The 15,340-nt window shown below is 68.6% G+C and carries 10 protein-coding genes; 8 read left to right on the top strand and 2 right to left on the bottom strand.

Annotated elements, in window-relative coordinates:
- Positions 1-2: 2 nt before the first annotated feature.
- Positions 3-1,391, bottom strand: a complete 1,389-nt coding sequence (locus tag KAK03_RS10550) for a hypothetical protein (protein WP_210853915.1) — start codon at positions 1,389-1,391, stop codon at positions 3-5.
- Between the two features lie 232 nt (positions 1,392-1,623).
- Here KAK03_RS10550 and KAK03_RS10545 point away from each other — a divergent pair, with 232 nt between their 5' ends.
- The 3 genes from KAK03_RS10545 to KAK03_RS10535 all read left to right on the top strand — a co-directional run bounded on the left by KAK03_RS10545 (position 1,624) and on the right by KAK03_RS10535 (position 4,678).
- Positions 1,624-2,727: a methyl-accepting chemotaxis protein gene (locus KAK03_RS10545; RefSeq protein ID WP_210853914.1), complete on the top strand. Its 1,104-nt coding sequence runs from the start codon at positions 1,624-1,626 to the stop codon at positions 2,725-2,727.
- A gap of 70 nt (positions 2,728-2,797) precedes the next feature.
- Positions 2,798-3,502, top strand: a complete 705-nt coding sequence (gene serB, locus KAK03_RS10540; RefSeq protein ID WP_210853913.1) for a phosphoserine phosphatase SerB — start codon at positions 2,798-2,800, stop codon at positions 3,500-3,502.
- Between the two features lie 72 nt (positions 3,503-3,574).
- Positions 3,575-4,678 carry a hypothetical protein gene (locus KAK03_RS10535; protein ID WP_210853912.1) on the top strand — a complete coding sequence of 368 codons (1,104 nt, stop codon included), beginning with the start codon at positions 3,575-3,577 and terminating at the stop codon, positions 4,676-4,678.
- A gap of 45 nt (positions 4,679-4,723) precedes the next feature.
- Here the strand turns inward: KAK03_RS10535 and hrpA are convergent, their stop codons facing one another.
- Entirely contained in the window at positions 4,724-8,575 is a 3,852-nt protein-coding gene (hrpA, locus tag KAK03_RS10530; protein WP_310738556.1) for an ATP-dependent RNA helicase HrpA, read from the bottom strand.
- 166 nt (positions 8,576-8,741) lie between these two features.
- Between hrpA and argA the strand changes: the two genes are divergently transcribed.
- The 5 genes from argA (at position 8,742) to rpoD (ending at position 15,308) form a co-directional block, all read left to right on the top strand.
- Complete coding sequence (argA, locus tag KAK03_RS10525) at positions 8,742-10,082, top strand: amino-acid N-acetyltransferase (protein ID WP_210854030.1); 1,341 nt, start codon at positions 8,742-8,744, stop codon at positions 10,080-10,082.
- Between the two features lie 18 nt (positions 10,083-10,100).
- Positions 10,101-10,373 carry an oxidative damage protection protein gene (locus KAK03_RS10520; RefSeq protein WP_210853910.1) on the top strand — a complete coding sequence of 91 codons (273 nt, stop codon included), beginning with the start codon at positions 10,101-10,103 and terminating at the stop codon, positions 10,371-10,373.
- 108 nt (positions 10,374-10,481) lie between these two features.
- Positions 10,482-10,793 carry an H-NS histone family protein gene (locus KAK03_RS10515; protein WP_210853909.1) on the top strand — a complete coding sequence of 104 codons (312 nt, stop codon included), beginning with the start codon at positions 10,482-10,484 and terminating at the stop codon, positions 10,791-10,793.
- Positions 10,794-10,881: 88 nt separating this feature from the next.
- Entirely contained in the window at positions 10,882-12,768 is a 1,887-nt protein-coding gene (gene dnaG, locus KAK03_RS10510) for a DNA primase (RefSeq protein ID WP_210853908.1), read from the top strand.
- A 284-nt stretch (positions 12,769-13,052) separates the two neighbouring features.
- Positions 13,053-15,308, top strand: a complete 2,256-nt coding sequence (gene rpoD / locus KAK03_RS10505; RefSeq protein ID WP_210853907.1) for an RNA polymerase sigma factor RpoD — start codon at positions 13,053-13,055, stop codon at positions 15,306-15,308.
- Positions 15,309-15,340: the final 32 nt, after the last annotated feature.

The raw sequence follows: 15,340 nt of genomic DNA, 5'->3' as shown, positions 1-15,340 counted from the left end.
GGTCAGTCGTCGTCGTCCTCGTCGTCCAGGTCGTCGTCGTCGTCGCTGTCGCCGTCGGTGCTCTTCACCGAGGGGACGTCGATGCCGACCACGGCCGGCATCGCGGCGATGTCACCCACGAAGGCCAGCTCCATGCGGACCTCGTCGATCGGGTCGGTCCATTCCACCGGGAAGCAGATCTCCTCGCGGCCGACGTCCAGCGTCTGCGCGGGGTGGCCGTTGACCGAGACGTTGGCCAGCAGCGAGCGGCCATCCGTGGTGCGCATGTCCACACGGATCGTGCCCTTGTGGCGGTAGCGCCGCCGAAAGGGCAGCCGGAAGTTGACCACGCCCACCGGGCCCTTCGGGCGGGCCGTGGCCAGATCGGTGCCGGGCACGGCCTCCAGCGTCCACCCTTCCGGAAACAGGCTGTAGAACACGCGCGCCTGGCCCTGCCAGCCGCGCTGGGTGATCATGTGCAGCCGGTCGAGCACCTCCATCACCTTGGCCTCGATGACCTCGACGCTGTCGATGTTGTCGGGCAGCCAGGCGTCCTTCATGGGCAGCGCGTCGCCGTTCTTCAGGTAGCGCTTGGCAAACAGCTCGTTGCTGACACGGAAGCGCTCGCGCAACTCCGCCACGCGCTCGCGGCTCATGAAGAAGCGCGAGCCCACGCCATTGGCCGTCAGGCGGCAGGCCAGGTCCTGCACCTGCTTGTTGCGCAGCGAACTGGCGCCCTCGTCGCGCTTCACCTTCATCAGCAGCGCAGCGAACTGAGCGGCCAGGCTGGGGTTGGTCTCCTCCTGCTCGAGGTTCAGCTTCTGCGGCTCGGCGATGCCGATGGCATGGAAGAAGTCGGCCAGCAGGTCCTTGTCGTAGAACGAACTGCGCTGGAACACGCGCGCGTGCACACAGCCCTCGCCCAGCGCCAGCTCCATGCCCTGGCAGACCTTGAGGTAATCCAGCGGGCGGCGGCGGATCCAGCGGTTGACCCGGTCATCGCTGTCCAGGTCGAAGCGCTTGTAGACCTGCTTCTGCTTCTGCAGCAGCGAGGACTGGATCCACTCGACCTGCTCGCGCACGTACATCACCACCATCGGCTCGAAGCCCTTGAAGACCTCGGCGAAGTGGCTGAGGTGGTCGGGGTCGAGCCGCCACAGCCCCTCGTTGGAGAGGATCATGTGGCGCCCGGTGGGCAACACCCGCGCGGCCTCGGCCGCCCACTCGGCCCATCCGGGGTGGTCGGGATTGTCCCAGGCCAGTTTGTGCTTGGCGGAACGCGGCATGGTGCGCCGGCTCTCGACCACGTGGTAGCCCAGCTGGGCCAGGGCCTCTTCGTTGCGCTTGAGGGCGAGTTGAATGCTGGTCGTTCCGGTCTTTCCGGTACCGACATGCAGGATCAGCTTGGGCACGAGCAGGGCTCCGTGGAAGGGTGTGGGACGGTTTCTTAAACTGGTAACGAGCATAACGTCACCCGAGCGATGCTCCCATCCCACATCGGTGTGGTGCTGTCCCCCAACCGAGGGCTGGCGCGAAAAAAGCCGCGAAACGCCCTGTTCATCCCACTCCAGCCGTGGGACATGTGCGCCGAAGATGCGGGCAGGCCTGAGCTGTCCAACAGGCCGTCCGATTTAGGAGACACACATGACCGACTGGTTGCGTCGCATCAGTCAGGCCCAGCGCGTGATGCTGGGCTTTTCGACCCTGTCGCTGACCTTGCTGGGTCAGGGCCTGTGGGCCGCCACCCTCTTGCCCTCGGACACCGGGTTGTGGTTTGCCGGCGGCTCCGGCCTGCTGGCCTGCCTGGGCCTGCTCAGCGGCTGGGCGGTGCGGCAGAGCATCAAGGCACCGGTGGAGGACACCGCCAGCGCCGTGCAGCAGATCGCCCAGGGTGACCTGGAGATTCGCATCGAATCCCCTGGCCGGGACGAGCTGTCCTGGCTGCGCCATGAACTCAACAGCATGCGCAAGAAACTGCGCTCGATGCTGCTGGACATGCGCCAGGGCATCCATGGCGTGGCCGCTGCCTCCGAGGAGATCGCCAAGGGCAACCAGGACCTGTCGGCGCGCACCGAACAGCAGGCGGCGGCCCTGCAGCAAACCGCCAGCACCATGGATCAGCTGGCGCACACCGTGCGCGGCAACGCCCAGCACGCCCGTGAGGCCAGCCACGCGATGGAGCAGGCGCGCGAGGTGGCCCAGCAGGGCGACCAGCTGATGCAGGACGTTGAACAGCGCATGCGCGACATCCACCAGAGTGCCCAGCGCATCGGCGAGATCATCGGCGTGATCGACGGCATCGCCTTCCAGACCAATATCCTGGCGCTGAACGCCGCGGTGGAAGCTGCACGCGCCGGCGAACAGGGCCGCGGCTTCGCGGTCGTGGCGGGCGAGGTCCGCACGCTGGCCCAGCGCAGCGCCGCCGCCGCCCGCGAGATCAAGGACCTGATCCTGGATTCCGGCGCCAAGGTCGATGCCGGCAGTTCGCTGGTCTCCACCGCTGGTGAGACGATGCGCGCGCTGCAGGAGCGGGTCAGCCGGGTGTCCTCGCTGATCGGCGAGATGGCCAGCGCCAGCGGCTCGCAAAGCGAGAGCATCGACCAGGTGCACGCCGCCATCGCCCAGATCGACAACGCCACGCAGCAGAACGCTGCGCTGGTCGAGCAGGTGGCCGCGGCCGCCGGATCGCTGCGCCAGCAGTCGGAATCGCTGGCCCAGGCCTCGCAGGTCTTCCGCGTCAAGCCCTGACGGCCGGGCGCCCGCTCGGCGACAATCGGGCCTGCCGACCCACCGTCGGCAGGCCTTTTCCCGTTCGAGCATGTCTTCCCTGTCCCCCGGTCTGTTCATCCGCGGCTTCGAGCCGCCGCTGCGCCTGCGCGATTTCCGCCTGGTCGCGTTCGACATGGACTCCACGCTGATCAACATCGAGTGCGTGGACGAGATCGCCGCCGCCGCCGGCCGCAAGGCCGAGGTGGCCGCGATCACCGAAGCCGCGATGCGCGGCGAGATCACCGACTACAAGGACAGCCTGCGCCGCCGCGTGGCCCTGCTCAAGGGCGTGCCGGTGACCGCGCTGGACGAGGTCTACAACCGCCACCTGCACCTCAACCCGGGCGTTGAAACCTTCGTCGGCGCCTGCCAGGCCGCGGGTCTGAAGACACTGCTGGTCTCGGGCGGCTTCACCTTCTTCTCCGACCGCATCAAGCACCGCCTGGGCCTGGATTTCGCCCGCGCCAACGTGCTGGAGATGGACAACGGCGTGCTCACCGGCCGCCTGGTCGATCGCCCCTGGGGCGACATCGTCGATGGCGCCGAGAAACGCCGCGTGGTGCTGGAGGTGTGTGAACTGATGGGCATCGCGCCCACCCAGGCGATCGCCGTGGGCGACGGCGCCAACGACCTGCCGATGATGAGCGTGGCGGGCCTGTCGATCGCGTTCCACGGCAAGCCGGCGGTGCGTGACCAGGCGATGCTGTCGATCGAGACCGGCGGCATGGACCGCGCGCTGGACGTGTTGCGCTGATCCCGGCGCCGCGACGAGCCCCCCCGCTTTTTCCGTCTTTAGCTCCCGCTCCGGCCGGCCGATAGCCGGAGCATGAACCGCATCATCGTCATCCATCCCTCGGGTGAGCGCCGCGAACGTCTGGCGCAGGCCCTCCAGCCGCTGGGCGGCCGCATCGTCGAGGCCTTCAGCCGTGGCGACAGCCTGCAACGCCTGGCCGGCCCCGACGGCCAGCGCCGCGGCGACCTGGTGGTGATCGATCTCAGCGACTGGGCAGTGCCCGGCACCGCCCTGATCCGTGCGCTGCGCCGCCAGGTCACCAGCCCGCTGCCGGTGCTGGTCTGCCTGCCGCCTCAGAGCCAGATGCCCGAGCTGGCGGCACAGGCGGCCCGCACCGCCGGTGCCAACCTGCTGCTGCCCAGCCAGGCCAGCCTCGCCGAGCTGACCGAATCCGCAGCCATGCTGCTGGGCCTGCCGATGCGCCCTCTGGCGGGCGCCGCCCACGGCCAGCAGCGCCTGATCGACGCCTGGCAGCAGCAGCTTGAGCTGGTCGCGCTGCCCGATACCGCCGCCCCCACGGTGGTCTCGGCGCGCCGGGTGTTCGAGTCGCTGCTGAGCCTGCGTGAGGATGAACGCGGCGGCGAAGCCGCGCTCGCCCTGACCGGGCTGGCGGGCGGGCCGGTGCCGCTGGGGCGCTGGGGGGGCTGGTACCACCCGGCCCATGAAACCGTGGCCGGAGAGGCTGAGCTCTCGCGCCGCCGCCAACGGGTGCAGCCACTGTGCCTGCTCTTCGACGCCGGCGGCCAGCGCTTCGCCCTGCCGCTGGACGCCGAGGTGGCGCCGGGTTGCTGGTGGTCAGACGGTCATCCGCTGCCACCGATGCAGGAGCCGGTGGCCGCCCTGCCGCTGGTGCGCCTGTTCGGCAGCTCGGGCTTTCGACGCCTGCTGTGCACCGACCGCGCGACCATCGTGCTGCGTCGACAGGAGGCCGCCCAGGTGCACGAGCAGGGCCTGAGGGTCGACGAGGTGCTGGGCATCGAGCCGCTGGCGCTGGACCCCTGCCCGCCCGCCACCGCGCTGGCCAGTGGCTGCCAGGCGCTGGCGATCGACCGCGACGGCGAGCCGGTGCTGGTGCTTGATGGCCGGCAGCTGTGGCTGCAGTTGGCCGCGCTGAGCACGCCGGTCAGTCCGCGCTGAGCACGCCGGGCAACCTGCGCCCATCCCGGGGCACCCGCAGGCCGGTCAGCCCGCCAGCTGCGCCCAGACCTTCTCGAGCCGCTTGACCGACACCGGTTGCGGCGTGCGCAGCTCCTGGGCAAACAGGCTGATGCGCAGCTCCTCGAGCTGCCAGCGGAAATCGTCCAGCCGCGCATCCGCCTGGCCTTTGCGCTCGGCCAGGCGGCGCTGGTAGCGCTGCTCCAGCGGCCGCAGTTCGGCCAGGCGCTGGCTGTCGCGGGCGGGATCGGCGCGCAGCTTGTCCAGGCGCATCACCACCCCCTTCAGGTAGCGCGGGAAATGCTGCAGCTGCGTCCAGGGGGTCTGCAGCACAAAGCGCTTGGGCATCAGGCGGGCCAGCTGGGCGCTGATGTCCTCGGCCACCTCCTTCGGTGGTTTGGCGTCCTTGAGCTTGCGCGTGGCGCCGGCGTATTCGGTCAGCACCGTGCCGGCCAGGCGGGCCACCTCCTGGGCAATCAGGTTCAAGCGGCTGCGGCCCTCGTCAATCCGCCGCTCGAAGGCCAGCCGGTCCTGGGGCAGCGGGTCGGCCAGGAAGGCACGGTCGACCGCGATGTCGATGATCTGCGCCTTCAGCTCATCGGCCGTGCCCAGCGGCATGTAGGCCACCGCCATCTTCGTCAGGTCGGGGATGTTCTTCTCGAGGTATTTCAGCGGCTCCTTGATCTGCAACGACACCAGGCGGCGCAGGCCGGCGCGGTGCTTGAGCGCGGCCACCTCGGGCTCGTCGAAGACCTCGATCTCGACATGCGCGCCCTTGTCGATCAGCGCCGGGAAGCCCACCAGGGTCTGACCGCCCTTGCGGATCTCCATCAGCTCGGGCAGCTCGCCGAAGGTCCAGGCCGTGTGCTGGGCGGGCGCAGTGTCAGCCGGCGGCGCCGGCGGCTTCACGGCGGCCTGGATCGCCCGTCCACCGCTCTCGGTGCGGACGACCTGGGGCTGCGGTGCCGGGGCCGGTGCGGCCAGCTTCAGCGCCGCCAGGGCCTGGAAGGCCGAACGCGCCTGGCCGCCCAGTTCGGCCTTCAGCGCGGCCAGCTGGCGGCCCATGCCCAGCTGGCGGCCATGCTCGTCAACCACCCGCAGGTTCATGAACAGGTGCGGCCCCAGCTGCTCCAGCTTGAAGTCGTTGCGCTGCACCGCCAGCTGGGTGCGCTCGCGCACCGCCTTCAGCAGCACATCCACCAGCGCGCCCTGACCCGGCTCAGCGGTGGCGCAGAACTCGGCAACGAATTCGCCCACCGGCTGCAGGCGGGCGCGCGGCTTCTGGTGCAGGCTCTTGATCAGTGCGGCCACCTTAGCCTCCAGCATGCCGGGCACCAGCCAGTCGCAGCGTTCCTCGCTGACCTGGTTGAGCGCATAGATCGGCACGGTGACGGTGACGCCGTCCTTGGCGTCGCCGGGCTGGTGCAGGTAGCTGACCGCGCAGTCCACGCCCCCCAGACGCAGCGTGCGCGGGAAGGCGGCGGTGGTGACGCCGGCGGCCTCGTGGCGCATCAGCTCGTCGCGGCTGAGGTGCAGCAGGCGCGGGTGGGCCTTGCTGGCCTCGCGGTACCAGCGCTCCATCGTCGCGCCGCTCACCACGTCCATGCCGACATGCTCGTCGTAGTAGGCAAAGATCAGCTCATCGTCGACCAGCACGTCCTGCCGGCGTGACTTGTGCTCCAGCTCCTCGACCTGGGCGATCAGCTTGCGGTTGTGGGCCAGGAAGGGCAGCTTGCTGTCCCACTCGCCGTTCACCAGGGCTTCGCGGATGAAGATCTCGCGCGCCGCCTTGGCGTCCACGCGGCCGAAGTTCACCCGCCGGCCGCTGTAGATGACGATGCCGTAGAGCGTGGCGCGCTCCAGTGCGATCACCTCGGCGGCCTTCTTCTCCCAGTGCGGCTCCAGCAGCTGGGTCTTGAGCAGGTGGCCGGCGATCGGCGGGATCCACTGCGGCTCGATCGCCGCGAGGCCACGGCCGAACAGGCGCGTGGTGTCGACCAGCTCGGCCGCCACCAGCCAGCGGCCCGGCTTCTTGCTCAGGTGCGCGCCGGGATGGCGCCAGAACTTGATGCCGCGCGCGCCCAGGTACCACTCGTCGTCATCGGCCTTGCAGCCCACATTGCCCAGCAGGCCGGCCAGCATCGACAGGTGGATCTGCTCGTAGGTGGCCGGGCTCTGGTTCAGGCGCCAGCCGTGCTCGGTGACCACGGTCATCAGCTGACTGTGGATGTCACGCCACTCGCGCACCCGGCGCGGGCTGACGAACTGGTCGCGCAGTCGCTGCTCCTGCTGGCGGTTGCTGAGCTTGTGGGTGTCGACCTGCTGGCCGGCCTGGCCGGCATGGCCGTGGTTGCCGCGGCCGGCCTCGATCCAGGTCCACAGCTTGAGGTAGCCCATGAACTCGGACTTCTCGTCGTCGAAGAGCTTGTGCTTCTCGTCGGCGGCCTGCTGCTGCTCCAGCGGGCGGTCGCGCACGTCCTGGCCGCTGAGTGCCGAGGCGATCACCAGCACCTCGGCCAGCGCCTGGCGGTCGCGCGCCTCCAGGATCATGCGGCCCACGCGCGGGTCCAGCGGCAGCTTCGACAGCTCGCGGCCGATGGGGGTCAGCTCGTTGGCCTCGTCCACCGCGCCCAGCTCGGCCAGCAGCGCATAGCCGTCGGCGATGGCCTTGCGCGGCGGCGCCTCCAGGAACGGGAACTCCTCGACCAGGCCCAGGCCCAGTGCCTTCATGCGCAGGATCACCCCGGCCAATGAGGAGCGCAGGATCTCGGGGTCGGTGAATCGCGGCCGGCTGTTGAAGTCCTTTTCGTCGTACAGGCGGATGCAGATGCCGTTGGCCACGCGGCCGCAGCGGCCGGCGCGCTGGTTGGCCGCGGCCTGGCTGATCGCCTCGACCTGCAGTTGCTCGACCTTGTTGCGGTAGCTGTAGCGCTTGACGCGGGCGTCCCCGGTATCCACCACGTAGCGGATGCCCGGCACGGTCAGCGAGGTCTCGGCCACGTTGGTCGCCAGCACGATGCGCCGGCCGTTGCCGGCCGTGAAGACACGGTCCTGCTCGGCCTGGCTCAGGCGGGCGAACAGCGGCAGGATCTCGGGCTGCGGGCCGTGGCGGTGGTGCTGGGCGGCATGCTTGCGCAGGTGATCGGCGGCCTCGCGGATCTCGCGCTCGCCGGGCAGGAAGACCAGGATGTCGCCCGGGCCCTCGCGCCAGAGTTCATCCACCGCCTCGGCGATGGCGTCGTTCTGGTCGAAATCCTTGCGCTCTTCAAACGCCCGGTAGCGCTGCTCGACCGGAAAAGTCCGCCCGCTGACCATCAGCACCGGGGCTTTTCCCCGGGCGCTGGCGAAATGCTCGGCAAAGCGATCAGCGTCGATCGTGGCCGAGGTGACGATGATCTTCAGGTCCGGCCGGCGCGGCAGGATCTGGCGCAGGTAGCCCAGCAGGAAGTCGATGTTGAGGCTGCGCTCGTGCGCCTCGTCGATGATCAGCGTGTCGTAGGCACGCAGCAGCGGGTCGGTCTGGGTTTCGGCCAGCAGGATGCCGTCGGTCATCAGCTTCACGCTGGCGCCGGGCTGCAGCCGGTCATTGAAGCGCACCTTGTAGCCCACCACCTCGCCCAGCGGCGAGTTCAGCTCCTCGGCGATGCGCTTGGCCACCGAGCTGGCGGCAATCCGCCGCGGCTGGGTGTGGCCGATCAGACCCGCGCCGCCGGCACCGCGGCCACGGCCCAGCGCCAGCGCGATCTTGGGCAGCTGGGTGGTCTTGCCCGAGCCGGTCTCGCCGCAGACGATGACCACCTGGTGCTCGCGCAGCGCCTGCGCGATCTCCTCGCGCCGGGCACTGACCGGCAGGCTGTCGGGAAAGTGGATCGGCGGCACCGGCGTGGCCGGGACCGGCGCGCGGGGGGCCCGGGGCGGGCGCGGCGGCCGAGAAGAAGCGGGAGTCGGAACAGTCACAGGGGCGCGATTATCGGGCCGCCGTCGACAGGCATGCCCTTCACGCCCGGCAACGCCAGCACACTGGGGCACAATCCCCGGCGCGATGATGGATCTGGTATTTCCCCACACCTTCGTGCCCTGGTTTCGATCGGTGGCACCGCATATCCATGCCTATCGGGGCAAGACCTTCGTCGTCGGCATCACCGGCGAGGCGATCGCCGCGGGCAAGCTCAATGCGCTGGTCCAGGACCTGGCGATCCTGCATGCCATGGGGGTGCGCCTGGTGCTGGTGCATGGTTTCCGTCCGCAGGTCGACGAACAGCTGCGCGCCAAGGGCCTGACCTCGAAGTTTTCCCAGGGCCGACGCATCACCGACAGCGTGGCGCTGGACTGCGCCCAGGAGGCCGCCGGTCAGCTGCGCTTCGAAATCGAAGCGGCGTTCTCGCAAGGCCTGCCCAATACGCCGATGGCCAATTCCACGGTGCGGGTGGTGTCGGGCAATTTCCTGACGGCGCGCCCGGTGGGCATCGTCGACGGCGTGGATTTCGTCTCCAGCGGCTTCGTGCGCAAGGTGGACGCGGTGATGATCCGCCGCGCCATCGACATCGGTGCGCTGGTGCTGCTGTCGCCCTTTGGTTTCTCGCCCACCGGCGAGGCCTTCAACCTGACGATGGAAGACGTGGCCACCGCCACCGCGGTGGCGCTGCAGGCCGACAAGCTGCTGTTCCTGACCGAGGTGCCCGGCGTGCGCGAATCGCTGGACGACCCCGACAGCCCGATCGACACCGAGCTGGCCCTGGCCGACGCCGAGCGACTGCTGGCCCGCCTGCCCGAGAGCACGCGCCCCACCGACCCCGGCTTCTACCTGCGCCACTGCATCGAGGCCTGCCGCGGAGGTGTCGAGCGCTCGCACATCCTGCCCTTCGCCTCGGATGGTGCGCTGCTGATGGAGATCTTCACCCACGATGGCATCGGCACCATGGTGGTCGACGAGAAGCTGGAAAGCCTGCGTGAAGCCGGTGCCGATGACGTTGGCGGCATCCTGCAGCTGATCGAGCCCTTCGAGCGCGACGGCACCCTGGTCAAGCGCGACCGCACCGAGATCGAGCGCGACATCGCCAATTACACGGTGATTGAGCACGACGGCGTGATATTTGGCTGTGCGGCGCTCTACCCATATCCCGAGGCCATGACGGGCGAGATGGCAGCGCTGACCGTGTCCCCGCAGGTGCAAGGCCAGGGCGACGGCGACAAGATATTGAAGCGCGTGGAGCAGCGCGCCCGTGCGGCTGGTTTGGCCTCGATTTTCGTGTTGACCACCCGGACCATGCACTGGTTCATCAAGCGCGGCTTCAGTCCGGTCGACCCGGACTGGCTGCCCGAGGCGCGCAAGCGCAAGTACAACTGGGACCGGCGCTCGCAGGTGCTGGTCAAGAAGCTCAGCTGACATTCAAGAGGACTCACCATGGCACGCACCGTTCAATGCATCTTTCTCAAGAAGGAAGCCGAGGGGCTGGATTTCCCGCCATACCCGGGCGACCTGGGCAAGCGCATCTACGACCAGATCAGCAAGGAGGCTTTCGAGCAGTGGAAGCGCCACCAGACGATGCTGGTCAACGAGAACCGACTGAACCTGGCCGATCTGCGCGCCCGCCAATACCTGGCCCGGCAGATGGAGCAGTTCCTGTTTGGCGGCAACGCCGACCAGCCCACGGGTTTTGTGCCGCCGGCGGCCTGATGTCACGCCGTCCCGGGGTATTTTCAAACTGAAACAGCCCGGCCTGAAGCAACCAGAAAATCAGGTATATACTGCGGTTTCCCAGTAACGGGATTAATGGAGTATCGAATGCCCTCCCCTTCCATTCAAGAATTGCTGGCCCAAAAGGCCGCCCTCGAAAAGCAGATCGCTGACGCCCAGCGTTCGGCGCGCGCGGACGCCATCGCCAAGGTCAAGGCCCTGATGGCCGAGTACGGCCTGACGGCGGCGGACCTGGCCGGCCGTGCCCCGGCGGCCCCGAAGCCCGAAGGCGGCAAGAAGGTCGCCGCCAAGTACCGTGATCCCGCCACCGGCCAGACCTGGACCGGCCGCGGCCTGAAGCCCAAGTGGCTGACCGCCGCGCTGGCCGCCGGCAAGCAACTGAGCGACTTCGCCATCTGAACCCGCCGGGGCAGCCGCCCCGGCCTCGCACAAGGGCAGCCTGCGGGCTGCCCTTTGTCTTGTCTGCACCTCGTCTAGACTTGCACCGGTGATTCCCCACGGCTTTATCCAGGACCTGCTGAGCCGCACCGACGTGGTCGAGGTCGTTGGCCGCCATGTCGAGCTGAAGAAGGCCGGCATCAACTTCAAGGGCCTGTGTCCCTTCCATGGCGAGAAGACGCCCAGCTTCATCGTCAGCCCGTCGCGCCAGACCTACCACTGCTTCGGCTGCGGCGCGCATGGGGACGCGCTGCGCTTCCTGACCGAGCACCACGGGCTCAGCTTCATCGAAGCCGTCAAGGACCTGGCGCAGTCCGCCGGCATGGTCGTTCCCGAGGACGACGCGAGTCCGGCCGAGCGCGCCATGGCCGCCCAGCAGCGCGAGCGCGAGTCCAGCCTCAGCGAGGTGCTGAGCCGGGCCTGCGACCACTACCGCCGCCAGCTCAAGGGCAGCCCGCGGGCGATCGACTACCTGAAGCGGCGTGGCCTGACCGGTGAGATCGCGCTGCGCTACGGCCTGGGCTACGCACCGGAAGGCTGGCGCGGCCTGGCCAGCGTCTTTCCGCGCTACGACGATCCATTGCTGGCCGAATCGGGCCTGGTCATCGTCCAGGGTGCAGACGAAGGCAAGCCCGAGGCCGAGCAGAAGCGCTACGACCGCTTCCGCGACCGCATCATGTTCCCGATCCGCAACGTCAAGGGCGACGTGATCGGCTTCGGCGGCCGGGTGCTGGACCAGGGCGAGCCCAAGTACCTGAATTCGCCCGAGACTCCGGTCTTCCACAAGGGCCGGGAGCTGTACGGCCTGTTCGAGGCCCGCACCGGCCTGCGGCAAAAAGGCTATGCGCTGGTGACCGAGGGCTACATGGACGTGGTGGCGCTGGCCCAGCTGGGCTTTCCCAATGCCGTGGCCACGCTGGGCACCGCCTGTACCGATGACCACGTCAGCAAGCTGCTGCGCTTCACCGAGCAGGTGGTGTTCAGCTTCGATGGCGACGCGGCCGGGCGCCGTGCGGCCGGCCGCGCGCTGGAGGCCGCCCTGCCCTACGCCAGCGACACGCGCAGCTTCCGTTTCCTGTTCCTGCCGCCCGAGCATGACCCGGACAGCTACATCCGCGCCCACGGCGCCGAGGCCTTCGAGGCCCAGGTGCGCTCTGCCGTGCCGCTGTCGCGCCAGTTGCTCGAGCACGCCGCGATCGACTGCGACCTGGCCACCGCCGAGGGACGCGCGCGCATGCTGGCCCAGGCCCGGCCGCTGTGGAACGCCCTGCCTGAAGGCAGCCTGCGTCTGCAGTTGCTGTCCGAACTGGCCCGCGCCGGCGGCGTGCCGGTGCCGGAGCTGACCGGTCTGTGGCAATCGCAGTCCACGCGCGAGCGGCCGCCGCGCCGTGACGACGAGGGCGACGGCCGTTCGCCATCGGACGACGCCCCCGGCCGCCCGCGCTGGCGCCGCGAGGCCGCGGCCCGTGCCGCGCCCGGCCGCCGCGTGGCACCACGCAGCCCAGAGGATCGGGCGGTGCAGATGCTGTTCGGCGAGCCGGCCTGGTGGGACCGGCTGGACCCGCCGGAGCACCACCTGCTGCACGAGTTGCCCGCACCGCACGGCCCGGCCATCGCCTGGCTGGAGCGGGACCTGGCCGAGCATGGCCCGCGGCCCTGGGCGGTGCTGCGCCAGGCGCTGGCCGCCGACGACAGCCTGCCCGCCGACTCACGCAGCCTGGCCGACGGCGACGCCTTGCCCGACGCCTGCTTCGAGGACCTGGCCGCCGCCCTGGGCCTGCTGCGCCTGCGCGAGCTGGACGCTGCGCTCGACCGCCTGGCCGCCAGCGACATCAGCAGCCCGGAACAGATTGCCCGCTATCGCGCGCTGTCCGAAGAGCGCCGGGTCCTGCGCGAGCGCCAGCGTGAACTGAGCCAGCGCGCGCCCGCCGAGTGAGCTGCGCGGCTGGCGCGGGCGCCTGCTCAGGCGCCCAGTCTTGGGTATAATCCAAAGCTTCACGCCGCAAGAGTGACAGCAGCACCTCCGGTCCCGGCCACCCTCGACAAGGGCAAGCACACAGGCCACCTCTCCCGCAAGGGCTGCACAAACCCCCGTTCACGCGAGCTTGCCGGCGGATTCCTCCCGTACCGCGATGGTTCGGTGACGCTGACGCGTCGCCGGATGGATCATTGCGATCGCGATGGCATCCACCGGCCCCCTGCACCGCCTCGAGACCACGCATGACCGCCAAGAAGACCGCTGCCAAGCCTGCTGCCAAGCCCGCCGCCAAACCTGACGCCAAGGCCGACGCCAAGGCAGCCAAGCCCGCCAAGGCCCTGGAGGCCGACGAGCCCAAGAAGGCCAAGGCCACCGCCAAGGCAGCGGCCAAGCCGGCGGAAGAGCCCAAGGGCAAGCCTGGCCGCAAGCCCAAGGCCGAAACCACGGCCGCCAAGGGCAAGAAGAAGGCCGAGGAAGCCGAGGAGGACCTGGGCGACATCGAGGCCGAGCTCGAAGGCGAGGTGGATGCCGAGGTAGCCGAGGTCGAGGCCGACGAGTCCGAGGACAAGGCCAAGGCCAAGCCGCTGCGCATGAAGGTCAGCCGCGCCAAGGAGCGCGCGCTGATGCGTGAATTCGGTCTCGACGAGACCGCCCTGACCGAAGAGGAAGTCGCCAAGCGCCGCCAGGAGCTCAAGACCCTCATCAAGATGGGCAAGACGCGTGGCTACCTCACGCACCAGGAAATCAACGACCACCTGCCCGAGAAGCTGATCAACGAGGAAATCCTCGAGGCGATCATCTCGATGCTCAATGACATGGGCATCGCGGTCTACGAGCAGGCCCCCGACGCCGCCACGCTGCTGATCAGCGGCAGCAACACCGCCACCGCCACGGACGAAGAAGCCGAGGAAGCTGCCGAAGCGGCCCTGTCCACCGTCGACAGCGAATTCGGCCGCACCACCGACCCGGTGCGCATGTACATGCGCGAGATGGGCTCGGTCGAACTGCTCACGCGCGAGGGCGAAATCGAGATCGCCAAGCGCATCGAAGGCGGCCTGCAGGCGATGATGCTGGCCATCAGCGCCTCGCCCACCACGATCGCCGAGATCCTGGCCATGGCCGACCGCATCGCCGCCGGCGACATGCAGATCTCCGAGGTGGTCGACGGCTTCGTCGCCGAGGACGAGGCCGACGACTATGTGGCCGAGGAAGACTTCGACGAGTTCGACGAAGAGGACGACGACGACGGCAACGGCGGCTCCAAGGCCCTGACCAAGAAGCTCGAAGAGCTCAAGGCCGCGGCGCTGGAGAAGTTCGGCACGCTGCGGGCGCACTTCGACAAGATGCGCAAGGCCTACGAGAAGGAAGGCTACAAGTCGGTGGCCTACAACAAGGCCCAGCACGCGATCAGCGAAGACCTGATGACGATCCGCTTCACGGTCAAGACGATCGAGAAGCTGTGCGACATCCTGCGCTCGCAGGTCGACGACGTGCGCCGCTACGAGCGCGAGATCCGCAAGATCGTCGTCGACAAGTGCGGCATGCCGCAGGAGCACTTCATCAAGGCCTTCCCGCCCAACGCCCTGAACCTGAAGTGGGCCGAGAAGGAAATGGCCTCGGGCAAGCCCTATGCCGCGATCCTGGGCCGCAACCTGCCGGCCATCCAGGAACTGCAGCAGAAGCTGATCGACCTGCAGGCCCGCGCCGTCGTGCCGGTGGAGGACCTCAAGGAGATCAACAAGCGCATGAACGAGGGCGAGAAGGCCTCGCGTGACGCCAAGAAGGAGATGATCGAGGCCAACCTGCGCCTGGTCATCTCGATCGCCAAGAAGTACACCAACCGCGGCCTGCAGTTCCTCGACCTGATCCAGGAAGGCAACATCGGCCTGATGAAGGCGGTGGACAAGTTCGAATACCGCCGCGGCTACAAGTTCTCGACCTACGCCACCTGGTGGATCCGTCAGGCCATCACCCGCTCGATCGCCGACCAGGCCCGCACCATTCGTATCCCGGTGCACATGATCGAGACGATCAACAAGATGAACCGCATCTCGCGCCAGCACCTGCAGGAGTTCGGCTACGAGCCCGACGCCCCGACGCTGGCCGAGAAGATGGAGATGCCCGAGGACAAGATCCGCAAGATCATGAAGATCGCCAAGGAGCCGATCTCCATGGAAACGCCGATCGGCGACGACGACGACAGCCACCTGGGCGACTTCATCGAGGACACCAACAACGTGGCCCCGGTGGAAGCGGCCATGCAGGCCGGCCTGCGCGACGTGGTCAAGGACATCCTCGACAGCCTGACCCCGCGCGAGGCCAAGGTGCTGCGCATGCGCTTCGGCATCGAGATGTCCACCGACCACACGCTGGAGGAAGTGGGCAAGCAGTTCGACGTCACCCGCGAACGCATCCGCCAGATCGAGGCCAAGGCGATCCGCAAGCTCAAGCACCCGAGCCGCTCGGACAAGCTGCGCACCTACCTCGACAACAACTGATCAGGGCCCATCGCCGCGCGCGCTACACTCAA

Source organism: Ideonella alba (assembly GCF_018069845.1).
Classification (GTDB): Bacteria; Pseudomonadota; Gammaproteobacteria; order Burkholderiales; family Burkholderiaceae_C; genus Ideonella; species Ideonella alba.
This window is presented reverse-complemented; position numbering and strand designations above follow the sequence as displayed.

Coding starts and splice junctions, on each gene's coding strand:
- KAK03_RS10545 (WP_210853914.1), top strand. CDS start 1,624: ATGACCGACTGGTTGCGTCGCATCAGTCAGGCCCAGCGCGTGATGCTG.
- KAK03_RS10515 (WP_210853909.1), top strand. CDS start 10,482: ATGCCCTCCCCTTCCATTCAAGAATTGCTGGCCCAAAAGGCCGCCCTC.
- KAK03_RS10520 (WP_210853910.1), top strand. CDS start 10,101: ATGGCACGCACCGTTCAATGCATCTTTCTCAAGAAGGAAGCCGAGGGG.
- argA (WP_210854030.1), top strand. CDS start 8,742: ATGGATCTGGTATTTCCCCACACCTTCGTGCCCTGGTTTCGATCGGTG.
- KAK03_RS10535 (WP_210853912.1), top strand. CDS start 3,575: ATGAACCGCATCATCGTCATCCATCCCTCGGGTGAGCGCCGCGAACGT.
- rpoD (WP_210853907.1), top strand. CDS start 13,053: ATGACCGCCAAGAAGACCGCTGCCAAGCCTGCTGCCAAGCCCGCCGCC.
- serB (WP_210853913.1), top strand. CDS start 2,798: ATGTCTTCCCTGTCCCCCGGTCTGTTCATCCGCGGCTTCGAGCCGCCG.